Here is a 13535-nt window from a genome sequence, read left to right as displayed (position 1 = left end):
TTCGAACGCCCTTTTATGCTTGTTAGCCCTTCGTTATAGGTTGCGAGAAATTTGTTATGCTTGCTGAATATGTTGAAAATGCCTATAATTGGCGCTTTTGAAAGAGATGAAATGCATGCATCTCCCTATAAATGGGAACAATGCCTTTCACGTAAATGTAAAAATCTAAAGCAACATTACCTATTGGACACCCTCTTTGTGAGAAATGGTATTGTAGTTGGTGAAAAGGGAGATAAAGGTGATATGTTAATATCATGATAAATTATAAGTATGAATGATGAGGAAAACATTTTGTTTTTTTGTTAATTGCTGTTATTGTAGGTGGTAGATAACTAAGATAAAACCTTTGTGCTTTCCAGGGTAAAAAGGTATTCTAAAGGAAGTGAAAATAATGGAATTAACATTTTATTCATACCCAAAATGCGGTACATGTAGAAATGCAAAGAAATGGTTAGAAACGAATAATTTAGCATTTAAAGAAATACATATTGTGGAGAATCCACCTTCAAAGGAAGTATTGCAAGATTTACATAGCAAAAGTGGATTAGAAATCAAAAAATTCTTTAATACTAGCGGACAGAAATATCGTGAGCTAGGGTTGAAGGATCGACTAAAAACAGCAACCGAAGAAGAGATGTTTGAATTATTAGCATCCGATGGAATGTTAATTAAACGTCCAATCGTAACGGACGGAAAGAAAGTAACTGTTGGCTTTAAAGAAGATCAGTTTCAGCAAATGTGGTTATAATTAGCTCATTTGTCTTTATAAATTATTATTGGAGGGGTTTTTGATGGCATTAGTACCACAAGATTTACGTTATTCTGAAGAACATGAATGGGTAAAAGTAGAAGGCGACAAATTAAGAATTGGTATCACAGATTTTGCTCAAGCAGAACTAGGGGATATCGTATTCGTTGAACTTCCAGAAGTAGGCGATACATTAACAGCGGACGAGCCTTTCGGCAGTGTGGAATCTGTTAAGACTGTTTCTGAACTTTATGCGCCTGTTAGCGGTACAGTTATAGAAATTAACGAAGTGTTAAATGACAATCCAGAATTCGTTAACGAATCGGCTTATGAAAAAGCTTGGATGGTTGTTATTGAAGCGTCTGATGCATCTGAGTTAGAGAAATTAATGACTTCAGAGCAATATGAGGAAATGACAAAAGAAGATTAAGTTGATAAAGAGGCATGTTTTGATTTCAAGACATGCCTCTTTTTTGTGAGTGATGTTTTCCTTCGATCCAAAAAGAACCGGTGTTCATTTTATTAATCATTATAAATAGATATTAACGCCAAAATAGGTTATGTTAGACTTAATGAGATCATTTGTAAAAGGTGATAAGAATGGAAGATTTTCTATTAGAGAAAGTGATAATTGTTGAAGGTACATCTGATAAGAAGAAAGTACAAAAAGTCTTAAAAGAAGATGTGGAAATTCTTTGTACGAATGGTACGATATCCTTTCAAAAGATGGATGCGTTTGTGGATGAATTATATGATAAAGAAGTATACATAATGGTTGATCAAGATGAGTCGGGAGAAAAGCTACGTAAGCAATTTAAACGTGAAATGCCTGAAGCGAAGCACTTGTACATTGATAAAGCATATCGAGAAGTTGCGACCGCGCCTAATAATCATATAGCAACTGTCTTGTTGAGTGCTAATTTTGAAGTACATACACAATTTTTAAATAAAGGATGAATAAAGCAACATGAATGAATGGAATGGGGAAGAAATAGTAAAAAAAATAGCAACAGGTGATTCATTTTGTCTGTATTTATACACTCCTATTTGTGGGACATGTCAAGTAGCTTCAAAGATGTTAACAGTTGTTAAGGAGATCGTACCAGCTGTCGAATTAGGGAAATGTGATGTGAATTATATTCGTGAATTAGCTGAGAGTTATGAAGTGGAGAGTGTGCCATGCTTGTTGGTATTTAAAGAAGGTAAGCTACATCACAAAATATATGCATTTCATTCTGTACCATATTTATTAGAGCTTTTTAGAAGTATATAATGATAATAATCGACAAAGACGAAGAAACTTGTCGAGCAAATATTAAAGGAAATACTCTCACACATGTGGTATCTCTATTCTTAAGATGAATGAAAAGGGTGTGGCGGATGTGGAGCGTATTTTACAATTGATGTTATCTAATTTAGAACATAGAGAGCAGTTGCATGTGTTATTAAAGAAGGCTCATACTATGGTGGTTTTTTCTACTAAAGAAGAAAATTGGCATTTGTTTTTATCTACTTCGGAATTGCATACAAACTATACAGATAAAGGAACGTATCGTATTCACTTGTTTGGATCGAAAGACTCTATACAACAAATCATTCGAGGTGAAGCTTCCATTCGTCAATTGCAGAAGCTGAATAAAATTCAAGTACAAGGCAATTATCGGCAAGTTTTACTCATTGAAGCCATTTTTTTATTAAGTCGATCTCAACAAGTAGTGTGAAATATTTGAATTTTTAATAAAATTCATTGACTAAGTTTGGAAATGATGGTATATTTCTAATAAAGTTGATAAAATTACTTGGTTTTAAATATAACCTTATCAAGAGAGGTGGAGGGATTGGCCCTGTGAAGCCCAGCAACCGGTATGAGTTACACGGTGCTAAATCCAGCAGAGTAGAAGAAATACTCTGTAAAGATAAGAAGAAATGGCCTTAAAGCTTCTTCTTATCGAAGAAGCTTTTTTTGATGAGGAATACAAAGATATGGGAGTGGAAAATATGAGCAATAACGAAACAAATTATCGTTTTGAAACATTGAGTATTCATGGAGGCATTCAGGCAGATCCAGTTACAGGAGCACGTTCAACACCGATTTATCAAAGCAATGCTTACGTATTTAAGGATACTGATCATGCAGCGAATCTTTTTGGTCTGAAAGAAAATGGTTATATTTATTCTCGTATTCATAATCCTACTGCATCTGTGTTCGAAGAAAGAGTTGCGTTACTTGAAGGCGGAATTGGAGCTCTTTCCGTTGCAAGCGGAATGGCAGCCATTACACTAACTATCCTAAATATTGCAGGAGCTGGTGATGAAATTGTTGCAGCTTCAAAGCTTTATGGTGGAACATTTAATTTATTTGCTAATACTTTACCGAAATACGGAATTAAGGTGCATCTTGTAAATCCAGAAGATCCTGAAAACTTCCGAGCGGCTATTAATGATAAAACAAAAGCAGTATTTGCTGAAACAATTGGCAATCCGAGTCTACACATATTAGATATTGAAAAAGTAGCAAGTATAGCTCATGAAAACGGTATTCCATTAATTATTGATAATACATTTGCTACACCATATCTATGCAAACCGATTGAACATGGAGCTGATATTGTAATCCATTCAGCAACTAAATGGCTATTAGGAAATGGTACAACACTTGGTGGAATTATTGTAGATGGTGGTAAATTCGATTGGAATTCACCGAAATTCCCTGGATTTACTACGCCAGATCCAAGCTATAATAATTTGGTTTATAGTGAAGCGATTGGTGCTGCTGCTTTCATCATTAAAGCACGTGTTCAGTTACTACGTGATTTAGGTCCAGCATTAAGTTCATTCAGTGCATACCAATTTAGTTTAGGGCTAGAAACATTGCATGTGAGAATGAAAGAGCATATCGCCAATACGAAGCAAGTGGTTGAGTATTTGAAAGCACATCCAGCTGTTAAATGGGTATTGTACCCAGGAGAAAAGGAACATAAGGATCATGCTCTTGCTGAGAAGTATTTACCGAAAGGCGCCGGTGCAGTTGTTGTGTTTGGAATCGAAGGCGGAAGAGAAGCAGGTGCTAAGTTAATTAACAATGTGAAGCTTTGGAGTCATGTAGCAAATGTGGGTGACGCGAAGAGTCTAATTATTCATCCAGCAAGTACAACACATCAACAGCTTTCTACGGAAGATTTGGAGCTGTCAGGTGTTACAGAAGACTTAGTGCGATTATCAATCGGCATTGAACATATTGATGATATTATCGCTGATTTAGAGAATGCAATTGAAATTGCAACAGGTGTTACCTCATTACACTCAACATCAGTTTAACTCATTACCATAAAAAGGTAAAGGGTTTATTTTCAGAATTCAATTGACAGCCTTATACTATTAATGATAAAATCACTTTACTAAAATATTTATTTGTAAATATTAATTAAATATTGCGATAAAACTCTTATCAAGAGTGGTGGAGGGACGTGCCCTTTGAAGCCCGGCAACCGTCAAATGAATTTTTGAAATGGTGCCAATTCACACAAAGTATAGACTACTTTGACAGATGAGAGAAAGGACCCTTAAATTATTATGCCTTTCTGCTCATTTCAGCAGAAAGGTTTTTGTTGTTTTAAGGTAAATTAATTTTAGTAAATAAATATTTGTCTTTAGTTTGAGACAAAGAGGTGATTGATCATGATAAAAATTAGTAAAGTAACAAAGCTCTTTTCACAAGGGCTAAAAGATAAACTTAAAGCTGTTGATTCAGTGTCAATCGATATTGATGCAGGCGAAATTTTTGGTGTAATTGGTTATAGTGGTGCTGGAAAGAGTACATTGATTCGTATGTTAAACGGCTTAGAAGTTCCAACAGAAGGAACGATTATCGTAGGAGACCAACAGATATCTGCTATCAAAGGTGCTAAACTACGAGCAGCCCGCCATGAAATCGGAATGATTTTTCAGCATTTCAATCTATTATGGTCAAGGACTGTAAGAGAAAATATTTCATTTCCGCTTGAAATTGCGGGTGTCCCGAAAAGTCAACGTCTAAAGCGAGTAGATGAATTGATTTCGCTCGTTGGTTTAGAAGGTCGAGGAGATGCTTATCCATCTCAACTGAGTGGTGGTCAGAAGCAAAGAGTAGGTATAGCTAGAGCATTGGCTAATAATCCAAAGGTACTGCTTTGTGATGAAGCCACTTCAGCATTAGACCCTCAAACAACCGATAGCATCTTAGATTTATTGGTAGATATTAATAAGAAGTTAAATTTAACGATTGTATTAATTACGCATGAGATGCATGTTATTCAAAAGATTTGTCATCGTGTAGCAGTAATGGAAAAAGGTCGAGTTGTAGAGATTGGCGATGTACTAGAAGTATTTAAAAATCCACAACAAGACATAACGAAACGTTTTGTCCAACAGTTAACAGATCCTGAAGAAACAACGGAAGCAATTGAGAATTTGTTACAGAAGTATAAAACAGGTCATGTTGTAAAACTTACATTTGTCGGCGATGACGCTGAGAAACCAGTTGTTAATGAACTTATTCGTCATTTTCAATTTGATATCAATATTATTCAAGGGAAAATACAACAGACTCAAAAAGGTTCTTATGGTACATTGTTCCTTCATATAGATGGAAATGATTCTGAGCTGAAGCAGTCTATCGATTTCTTGAATCAACGTAGAGTAGGCGTGGAGGTGATTACTAATGCTTGAGAAATACTTTCCTAATGTAGATTGGGACGTAATGAGGGAAGCTACATATGAAACGTTGTTTATGACAGGTGTTTCTGTGATTGCTGTCTTTATATTTGGCATACTTTTAGGTTTGGTTTTATTTTTAACTTCAAAAGGAAACCTATGGCAAAATAAATTTGTTTATACGATTGTCGGAGCGTATGTGAATATATTCCGTAGTATTCCGTTCATCATCTTAATCGTATTATTAATCCCTTTCACAAAGATGATCATGGGTTCCATGATTGGGGCTAAAGCAGCGTTACCAGCGTTAATTATTGGTACAGCTCCATTCTATGCTCGTATGGTTGAAATTGCATTGCGAGAAATAGATAAAGGTGTTATTGAAGCTGCTAAGTCCATGGGAGCGAAAACAAGCACAATTATTTTCAAAGTATTGATACCAGAATCAATGCCAGCAATCATTTCAGGTATTACGGTAACGACGATTGCTTTAGTTGGATCAACAGCGATGGCAGGTGTTATTGGAGCTGGTGGACTTGGAAATGTTGCTTACTTGGATGGATTCCAACGTGGACAAGATGATGTTACTTTAATTGCAACAATTATTATTTTAATTATTGTATTTGCTGTTCAGTTTATTGGTGATTTTGCAACTTCTAAAGTTGACAAAAGATAATATAAATTAAGCTATTGAGAAAAGGGGAGTTTTAGTAGATGAAGAAGATTAGTTTATTTTTAGTTCTGGCATTTTCATTATTATTGGCTTTAACTGCATGTGGTACAAGCTCCGATGAGAAATCTGGAGATAAAGGTACAAGTAAAGAGGACTCAAAAACATTAACAGTAGGTGCATCTAACGTACCTCATGCTCAAATTTTAGAACAGGCACAACCGCTTCTAAAAGAAAAAGGAATTGATTTGAAAATCGAGAAGTACAATGATTACGTTATTCCCAACAAGGCGTTAGAAGAAGGAGAGTTAGATGCAAACTACTTCCAACACATTCCTTTCCTTGAGTTGAGTATTAAAGAGAATGGGTATGTTTTTGTCAATGCTGGTGGTATTCACATTGAACCAATCGGCGTATATTCTAAGAAATATAAGAAATTAGAAGATCTACCAAAAGGCGCAACAATTATTATGAGCAGCTCTGTAGCTGACCATGGTCGTGTTCTATCTCTTCTTGAAAGAGAAGGCTTAATTAAGTTAAAAGACGGAATTGATAAAACAGCAGCTACACAAAAAGATATCGTTGAAAATAAAAAGGAATTAAAGTTTAAAACGGATATTGAACCAGCGTTATTACCACAAGTTTTCAACAATGGTGAAGGCGATGCAGTTGTCATCAACTCAAACTTTGCTATTGATGCTGGCTTAAATCCACTGAAAGATGCTATTGCTATTGAAGGATCAGAATCTCCATATGTAAACATTGTTGCGGTTAGAAAAGGCGATGAAAACAATGAAAACATTAAAACGTTAATTGAGGTTCTTCACTCTAAAGAAATTCAAGACTTCATTAAAAAAGAATATAAAGGTGCAGTACTTCCTGTATCTAAGTAATTGTTTAAGGGGCTGTCCGAAAAGTGATTTTCAATCACTTTTCGAACGCCCTTTTACGCTTTGTAAGTCCTCCGGAGTAGGTTACGTGAAATATATAAACCCGGCTGTTATGCAAGAATGCCTACATTTGGCGCTTTCTGTCTAGATGAAACCCCATGTATCTTCTTAAAAATCGTAAGAATTACTTTCCCATCGATCAAACAAAGATAGCAAATAGGATTTATTGGACAACCCCTTCATCAAAAAGAGTCTTCTCCTAATAATATTCAAATCCGTTTCTATTTAAGAGTATTTACGAGTAATTTTATGAATAATAACGTGTGATAACGTGAATCTGGCTTAATTGTGATTATGTACTAAATTTTCGGGTATATACCATTTGAGTGGAAAACCAGTGTGATGATAATCTTAACTGTAAATAAGGCGTTGCTAATGCAAACGCCGACAAATGAAAGGATTGGTTCATTATTAACTCAAATGAGTTGGATTTGACAGTGACAGAGAATATGGAGAAGGCTTTGCAGCTATCACACGGAGTAGGTTATAATGAATATAGCCGTAATTTAGACGTGAGAATGAGAGTGGAAAGACGAAGAGAAAGAAGTTATAGGCTCGAGTCACAAATCGTAAATGAATACAGTCGTCGGGTATTTAAATAGGAAAGGAAAAGTCAGTGTTAGTAGCGCTGGCTTTTTCGAATGATAAGAGTATCAATAAATTATCATTTGCTGACTGACATATTTCGAATGAATGGAAACGAGTAATATTAAGAATAAGTAAAGAATGCGTAAGCATGAACCTGACAAACACATACTTTTAAGGTGTTTTTCTTTTCCACTATATACATAGTGGAAAATAAGGCATTATTAGTTGCTTCTACTTTTCATTTGTTATAATATTGTAATGAGAATAAATTGAGAATGATTTTACCAAAAAATACAAAAGTTCACAAGAAATTGTTGGAGGTATAAATATATGGCATCTTCTACATTAAAAATCAAAGATTTACATGTTTCAATTGAGGATAAAGAAATTCTAAAAGGTGTAAATTTAGAAGTAAAAGGTGGAGAAATCCACGCAATCATGGGACCTAATGGTACAGGAAAATCAACATTATCTTCTGCGATCATGGGACATCCTAAATATGAAGTAACAAGCGGAAGCATCACAATAGATGATGAAGATGTGTTAGAAATGGAAGTAGATGAGCGCGCTAAAGCAGGCCTATTCCTTGCTATGCAATATCCAAGTGAAATCACTGGGGTTACAAATGCTGACTTCTTACGTTCTGCAATTAATGCACGTCGTGAAGAAGGAAATGAGCTTTCAATCATGAAGTTCATTCGTCAATTAGATTCAAAAATGGACTTCCTTGAAATGGATCAAGATATGGCACAACGTTATTTAAATGAAGGATTCTCTGGCGGAGAAAAGAAACGTAACGAAATTCTTCAATTAATGATGATCGAGCCAAAAATCGCTATTCTTGATGAAATTGACTCAGGTCTAGATATCGACGCATTGAAGGTTGTATCAAAAGGTATTAACGACATGCGCGGAGAAGACTTTGGATGCATTATGATTACTCACTACCAACGTCTATTGAACTACATTACTCCTGACTTCGTACATGTTATGATGCAAGGTCGTATCGTGAAATCTGGTGGTCCTGAGCTTGCGCAACGTCTTGAAGCAGAAGGTTACGATTGGATTAAAAAAGAATTAGGTATTGAAGACGAAACTGAAGGCCAAGAAGCGTAAGGTTAGGAGGATTTCAATGACTACTGAAATGAAATTATCGCTTGGGAAAGAAGAAATTCAATCTTTCTCAAAACAAAACAATGAACCAAGTTGGTTACTGGAGTTAAGAGAAAAAGCATTTGAAGCAGTTTCTTCTCTTCCATTACCAAAACCAGATAAAACAAAAATAGAAAAATGGAATTTCACAGATTTTCCTAAACATACAACAGTAAGTGAAGCATATGCTTCTGTAGATGCTCTTCCAAGTGAAGTAAAATCTCTACTAGATGTAGATGCAAGCAACAACCTTTATGTACAAAGAAACAATACACCAGCATATTTAGAGCTTTCTCAATCATTGAAAGAGCAAGGTGTTATTTTTACAGATATTATTACTGCTGCTCGTGAGCATAGTGATCTTGTTGAAAAATTCTTCATGACAAAAGGTATTACAGTTAATGAGCACCGTTTATCAGCTCTACATGCTGCTTTAATGAACGGTGGTATCTTTATTTACGTACCAAAAAATGTTGAAGTGAAAGAACCACTTCAAGCTGTATACGTTCTTGATCAACAAGATGCATCACTATTTAATCATGTTTTAATCGTAACTGAAGATAATAGTATGGTGACGTATGTTGAGAATTACATTTCAACAGTAGAGGGTGCAGGGATTGTCAATATTGCTTCTGAAGTAATTGCTGGTAACAACTCTAAAGTTGTTTACGGAGCGGTAGATACATTATCAAAAAATAATGTAACATATGTAAACCGTCGTGGTGTAGCTGGTGCTAATGCGAGAATTGAGTGGGCACTTGGCTTAATGAATGATGGAGATACTATTTCAGAGAATATTACAAATCTAATTGGTGATGGATCATACGCTGATACCAAATCAGTTGTTGTAGGACGTGGAGAGCAAAAGCAAAACTTCACAACAAGCATCATTCATCATGGTAAAAACTCAGAAGGTTATATTCTGAAACACGGTGTTATGAAAGATAGTGCATCTTCAATCTTTAATGGTATCGGTAAAATTGAACATGGCGCATCTAAATCTAATGCTGAACAAGAATCAAGAGTATTGATGTTAAGTGAAAAAGCGCGTGGAGATGCTAACCCAATTCTTCTAATCGATGAAGATGATGTAACAGCAGGACATGCTGCATCTGTTGGTCGTGTTGATCCTATTCAGCTTTATTATATTATGAGCCGTGGGATTTCTAAGAAAGAAGCAGAACGTTTAATCATTCATGGATTCCTTGCACCGGTTGTTAATGAACTTCCGATTGAAGGCGTAAAGAAACAATTGGTTGAGGTAATCGAAAGGAAAGTTCGATAATGGACGCATACGAAATTCGTAAATTGTTTCCTATACTGCATCAAGAAGTGAACGGTTCGCCGCTCGTATATCTTGATTCAGCTGCCACTTCGCAAAAGCCACAAATGGTAATTGATACAATCGATCAATATTATAGAGAGTACAATTCGAATGTTCACCGTGGTGTGCATACACTAGGTACAAGAGCAACCGATGGTTATGAGGGAGCTCGTGAAAAGGTTCGTAAGTTTATCAACGCTGCTTCTACTGAAGAAATTGTGTTTACCAAAGGCACAACAGCATCATTGAATCTTGTAGCTGCAAGTTATGGTCGTGCAAATGTAAAAGAAGGCGATGAAATCGTCATTTCTTACATGGAACATCATAGTAATATTATTCCTTGGCAACAAGTAGCGAAACAAACAGGAGCAACATTGAAATACTTGCCGCTTCAACCTAATGGAACGATTTCATTAGAAGATGCAAGACAAGTAATTACTCCAAATACAAAAATCGTATCCATTACGCATGTATCAAATGTATTAGGTGTAATCAATCCTGTTAAAGAATTAGCTGCTATCGCTCATGAAAATGGAGCGATTATGGTTGTTGACGGTGCACAAGGAGCACCACATATTAAGCTTGACGTACAAGAATTAGATTGTGATTTCTATTCGATTTCAGGTCACAAAATGTGCGGACCAACTGGAATCGGCGTACTATACGGTAAGAAAGTACTTCTTGAAAACATGGAGCCAATTGAATTTGGTGGAGAAATGATTGATTTCGTTGATCTATATGATTCAACTTGGAAAGAGCTACCTTGGAAGTTTGAAGGTGGCACACCAATCATTGCTGGTGCAATTGGTTTAGGAGCTGCGATTGATTTCTTGGAAAGCATTGGACTTGAGGCGATTGAACAGCATGAGCATAAACTAGCTGCATATGCGATGGAACGTATGACGGGTATTGATGGTCTCACAATTTATGGACCAGAAGATGCTTCTAAGCGTGCTGGAGTTATTACTTTCAATCTAGATGATGTTCATCCACATGACGTGGCAACAGTCCTAGACGCAGAAGGAATCGCTGTTCGTGCAGGTCATCATTGCGCTCAACCTTTAATGAGATGGTTAAAAGCTTCTGCAACAGCAAGAGCAAGCTTTTATTTATACAACACGGAAGAGGATATTGATAAGTTGGTAGCTGGGCTTGTCAAAACAAAGGAGTATTTTAACAATGTCTTTTAATAACTTAGATACCCTTTATCGTCAAGTAATTATGGACCATTATAAAAACCCTCGTAATAAAGGTGAGCTTGATGAAGGAAATTTAACGATTGATATGAACAATCCAACTTGTGGCGACCGTATCCATTTAACATTGAAAGTGGAAGATGGAATTGTGACGGATGCTAAGTTTGATGGTGAAGGATGTTCAATTTCAATGTCTTCTGCTTCCATGATGACTCAAGCCATTAAAGGAAAAGATGTAGAAACTGCTATGAAGTTGTCATCAATCTTTTCGAATATAATGCAGGGTAAAGAATATGATGAAGAAGATTTAGATTTAGGTGATATTGAAGCTCTACAGGGAGTTTCTAAATTTCCAGCTCGTATAAAATGTGCGACACTTGCTTGGAAAGCGATGGAAAAAGGATTAAAAGAATAATAAATTGCAGCTAGATTTGAGGGGGCTTTGCCCTCTCAATCATAAGTTGAATCGGATAATAATGAGAGAGAAAACGTCTCATCACAACAATGAAGGCCTTTTCTCCTCTGAAATGGAGGTATACTACCTATGGCAAAAAAAATGCCTGAAATCGGTGATTATAAATATGGGTTTTCTGATCGCGATGTTTCTATTTTCCGTTCAAAACGCGGGTTAACAAAAGAAATCGTAGAAGAAATCTCGAAGATGAAAAGCGAACCAAAATGGATGCTTGATTTCCGCCTAAAGTCACTAGAGTATTTTTACAAAATGCCAATGCCACAATGGGGCGGTGATTTAGCAAGCTTAAACTTTGATGAAATCACGTATTACGTAAAACCATCTGAGAAATCAGAGAAATCTTGGGATGAAGTACCGGAAGAAATCAAACAAACATTTGATAAGCTAGGTATTCCAGAAGCTGAACAAAAGTATCTTGCAGGTGTATCAGCTCAATATGAATCTGAGGTTGTTTATCACAACATGAAAGAAGATCTTGAAGAGCAAGGTATTATCTTTAAAGATACAGATTCTGCACTTCGTGAGAATGAAGATATTTTCCGCGAGCATTGGGCTACTGTTATTCCACCAACAGATAATAAATTCTCAGCTCTAAACTCAGCAGTTTGGTCAGGTGGTTCATTCATCTATGTTCCTAAAGGAATTAAATTAGAAACGCCACTACAAGCGTACTTCCGAATTAACTCTGAGAATATGGGACAATTTGAACGTACATTAATCATCGTTGATGAAGGTGCAAGTGTACACTATGTAGAAGGCTGTACAGCTCCTGTTTACACAACAAACTCTCTACACAGTGCAGTTGTTGAAATCATTATTAAGAAAGATGCATACTGCCGTTATACAACGATTCAAAACTGGGCAAACAACGTATATAACCTCGTTACGAAGCGTGCAACATGTGATGCAAATGCAACGATGGAATGGATTGATGGTAACATCGGTTCTAAACTTACAATGAAATATCCGGCTGTTATTCTTAAAGGCGAGGGCGCTCGTGGTTTAACACTATCGATTGCTATCGCTGGTAAAGGTCAGCATCAAGATGCTGGTGCAAAAATGCTACATTTAGCGCCTAATACTTCATCTACAATTGTATCGAAATCAATTTCGAAACATGGTGGTAAAGTAACATATCGTGGTATTGTGCACTTCGGTCGTAAAGCAGATGGAGCACGTTCAAATATCGAATGTGATACATTGATTATGGATAATCAATCTACCTCTGATACAATTCCATATAATGAAATTCTAAATGATAATATTTCTTTAGAGCATGAAGCGAAAGTTTCGAAAGTTTCTGAAGAACAATTATTCTATCTAATGAGCCGTGGTATTTCTGAGCAAGAAGCAACAGAAATGATCGTTATGGGCTTCATTGAACCATTTACGAAAGAATTACCGATGGAATATGCGGTCGAGATGAATAGATTAATTAAGTTCGAAATGGAAGGCTCGATAGGTTAAGCCTTTTAAAAAGAAACACCTCCTTTATGGATAGATGCCATTTAGGAGGTGTTTTTTTATCCCGTTCTAACTGGCGCTAAGACACTCCCACTTCAAAACGAAAGTAAAAGCAAAGACGTTTAAGTGAGTGTTTAAGCGCCAGTAAGAACCCGATTGGTTCAACTAATAATCGGTGGAGGATGGACGAAAACCCCCACCGATTAAAGTTTCACTTTATGAGTATTTAGTATAACTACTGTTGAATTTTGCGTGGTATCTAGCTCCAGCGCCCAG

The 13535-nt window shown here is 36.1% G+C and carries 15 protein-coding genes and 2 riboswitches; all 15 genes read left to right on the top strand.

Annotated elements, in window-relative coordinates:
* Window positions 1-391 precede the first annotated feature (391 nt).
* A complete protein-coding gene (locus V7014_RS21940; RefSeq protein ID WP_335510326.1) occupies window positions 392-748 on the top strand; it encodes an arsenate reductase family protein in 357 nt (118 codons plus the stop codon).
* Between the two features lie 43 nt (window positions 749-791).
* Window positions 792-1178: a glycine cleavage system protein GcvH gene (gene gcvH / locus V7014_RS21935; RefSeq protein WP_335510324.1), complete on the top strand. Its 387-nt coding sequence runs from the start codon at window positions 792-794 to the stop codon at window positions 1176-1178.
* 170 nt (window positions 1179-1348) lie between these two features.
* Window positions 1349-1705 (top strand): toprim domain-containing protein, encoded by a 357-nt coding sequence (locus tag V7014_RS21930; protein WP_335510322.1) that lies wholly within the window; start codon window positions 1349-1351, stop codon window positions 1703-1705.
* 10 nt (window positions 1706-1715) lie between these two features.
* Window positions 1716-2021, top strand: coding sequence for a thioredoxin family protein (locus tag V7014_RS21925; protein ID WP_335510320.1), 306 nt, complete (start codon window positions 1716-1718; stop codon window positions 2019-2021).
* Window positions 2022-2106: 85 nt separating this feature from the next.
* Window positions 2107-2469, top strand: coding sequence for a hypothetical protein (locus V7014_RS21920; RefSeq protein WP_335510318.1), 363 nt, complete (start codon window positions 2107-2109; stop codon window positions 2467-2469).
* 93 nt (window positions 2470-2562) lie between these two features.
* Window positions 2563-2671, top strand: a riboswitch (SAM riboswitch).
* Window positions 2672-2746: 75 nt separating this feature from the next.
* On the top strand, window positions 2747-4066 hold the full coding sequence (locus V7014_RS21915) for an O-acetylhomoserine aminocarboxypropyltransferase/cysteine synthase family protein (RefSeq protein ID WP_335510330.1): 1320 nt from the start codon (window positions 2747-2749) through the stop codon (window positions 4064-4066).
* A 124-nt stretch (window positions 4067-4190) separates the two neighbouring features.
* Window positions 4191-4302: riboswitch (SAM riboswitch) on the top strand.
* Between the two features lie 124 nt (window positions 4303-4426).
* Window positions 4427-5455, top strand: a complete 1029-nt coding sequence (locus V7014_RS21910; protein ID WP_335510316.1) for a methionine ABC transporter ATP-binding protein — start codon at window positions 4427-4429, stop codon at window positions 5453-5455.
* Window positions 5448-6116: a methionine ABC transporter permease gene (locus V7014_RS21905; protein WP_335510314.1), complete on the top strand. Its 669-nt coding sequence runs from the start codon at window positions 5448-5450 to the stop codon at window positions 6114-6116. The genes V7014_RS21910 and V7014_RS21905 overlap by 8 nt, the downstream gene beginning before the upstream one ends.
* A gap of 38 nt (window positions 6117-6154) precedes the next feature.
* Window positions 6155-7003, top strand: a complete 849-nt coding sequence (locus V7014_RS21900; RefSeq protein WP_335510312.1) for a MetQ/NlpA family ABC transporter substrate-binding protein — start codon at window positions 6155-6157, stop codon at window positions 7001-7003.
* Between the two features lie 506 nt (window positions 7004-7509).
* Window positions 7510-7662 (top strand): hypothetical protein, encoded by a 153-nt coding sequence (locus V7014_RS21895; protein ID WP_335510328.1) that lies wholly within the window; start codon window positions 7510-7512, stop codon window positions 7660-7662.
* A gap of 316 nt (window positions 7663-7978) precedes the next feature.
* The gene (gene sufC, locus V7014_RS21890; protein ID WP_335510310.1) at window positions 7979-8764 is read left to right on the top strand and encodes a Fe-S cluster assembly ATPase SufC; all 786 of its coding nucleotides are present in this window, start codon (window positions 7979-7981) and stop codon (window positions 8762-8764) included.
* Between the two features lie 16 nt (window positions 8765-8780).
* Window positions 8781-10085, top strand: a complete 1305-nt coding sequence (gene sufD, locus V7014_RS21885) for a Fe-S cluster assembly protein SufD (RefSeq protein ID WP_335510308.1) — start codon at window positions 8781-8783, stop codon at window positions 10083-10085.
* Window positions 10085-11314 carry a cysteine desulfurase gene (locus tag V7014_RS21880; RefSeq protein ID WP_335510307.1) on the top strand — a complete coding sequence of 410 codons (1230 nt, stop codon included), beginning with the start codon at window positions 10085-10087 and terminating at the stop codon, window positions 11312-11314. The genes sufD and V7014_RS21880 overlap by 1 nt, the downstream gene beginning before the upstream one ends.
* Entirely contained in the window at window positions 11304-11735 is a 432-nt protein-coding gene (gene sufU / locus V7014_RS21875) for a Fe-S cluster assembly sulfur transfer protein SufU (RefSeq protein WP_335510305.1), read from the top strand. Before V7014_RS21880 ends, sufU begins: the two co-directional genes overlap by 11 nt.
* Before the next feature lie 129 nt (window positions 11736-11864).
* Window positions 11865-13262, top strand: coding sequence for a Fe-S cluster assembly protein SufB (sufB, locus tag V7014_RS21870; RefSeq protein WP_335510304.1), 1398 nt, complete (start codon window positions 11865-11867; stop codon window positions 13260-13262).
* Window positions 13263-13535 lie beyond the last annotated feature (273 nt).

The sequence above is a fragment of the Bacillus sp. JJ722 genome, assembly GCF_036963345.1.
Taxonomy (GTDB): Bacteria; Bacillota; Bacilli; order Bacillales; family DSM-1321; genus Bacillus_AD.
The sequence above is the reverse complement of the archived record's forward strand: the minus strand, read 5'-3'. Positions and strand labels throughout refer to the sequence as shown.

What these genes read in the sequence shown, in the direction of transcription:
- V7014_RS21940 (WP_335510326.1), top strand. Translation starts at nt 392, where the DNA reads ATGGAATTAACATTTTATTCATACCCAAAATGCGGTACATGTAGAAAT.
- gcvH (WP_335510324.1), top strand. Translation starts at nt 792, where the DNA reads ATGGCATTAGTACCACAAGATTTACGTTATTCTGAAGAACATGAATGG.
- V7014_RS21930 (WP_335510322.1), top strand. Translation starts at nt 1,349, where the DNA reads ATGGAAGATTTTCTATTAGAGAAAGTGATAATTGTTGAAGGTACATCT.
- V7014_RS21925 (WP_335510320.1), top strand. Translation starts at nt 1,716, where the DNA reads ATGAATGAATGGAATGGGGAAGAAATAGTAAAAAAAATAGCAACAGGT.
- V7014_RS21920 (WP_335510318.1), top strand. Translation starts at nt 2,107, where the DNA reads ATGAATGAAAAGGGTGTGGCGGATGTGGAGCGTATTTTACAATTGATG.
- V7014_RS21915 (WP_335510330.1), top strand. Translation starts at nt 2,747, where the DNA reads ATGAGCAATAACGAAACAAATTATCGTTTTGAAACATTGAGTATTCAT.
- V7014_RS21910 (WP_335510316.1), top strand. Translation starts at nt 4,427, where the DNA reads ATGATAAAAATTAGTAAAGTAACAAAGCTCTTTTCACAAGGGCTAAAA.
- V7014_RS21905 (WP_335510314.1), top strand. Translation starts at nt 5,448, where the DNA reads ATGCTTGAGAAATACTTTCCTAATGTAGATTGGGACGTAATGAGGGAA.
- V7014_RS21900 (WP_335510312.1), top strand. Translation starts at nt 6,155, where the DNA reads ATGAAGAAGATTAGTTTATTTTTAGTTCTGGCATTTTCATTATTATTG.
- V7014_RS21895 (WP_335510328.1), top strand. Translation starts at nt 7,510, where the DNA reads ATGGAGAAGGCTTTGCAGCTATCACACGGAGTAGGTTATAATGAATAT.
- sufC (WP_335510310.1), top strand. Translation starts at nt 7,979, where the DNA reads ATGGCATCTTCTACATTAAAAATCAAAGATTTACATGTTTCAATTGAG.
- sufD (WP_335510308.1), top strand. Translation starts at nt 8,781, where the DNA reads ATGACTACTGAAATGAAATTATCGCTTGGGAAAGAAGAAATTCAATCT.
- V7014_RS21880 (WP_335510307.1), top strand. Translation starts at nt 10,085, where the DNA reads ATGGACGCATACGAAATTCGTAAATTGTTTCCTATACTGCATCAAGAA.
- sufU (WP_335510305.1), top strand. Translation starts at nt 11,304, where the DNA reads ATGTCTTTTAATAACTTAGATACCCTTTATCGTCAAGTAATTATGGAC.
- sufB (WP_335510304.1), top strand. Translation starts at nt 11,865, where the DNA reads ATGGCAAAAAAAATGCCTGAAATCGGTGATTATAAATATGGGTTTTCT.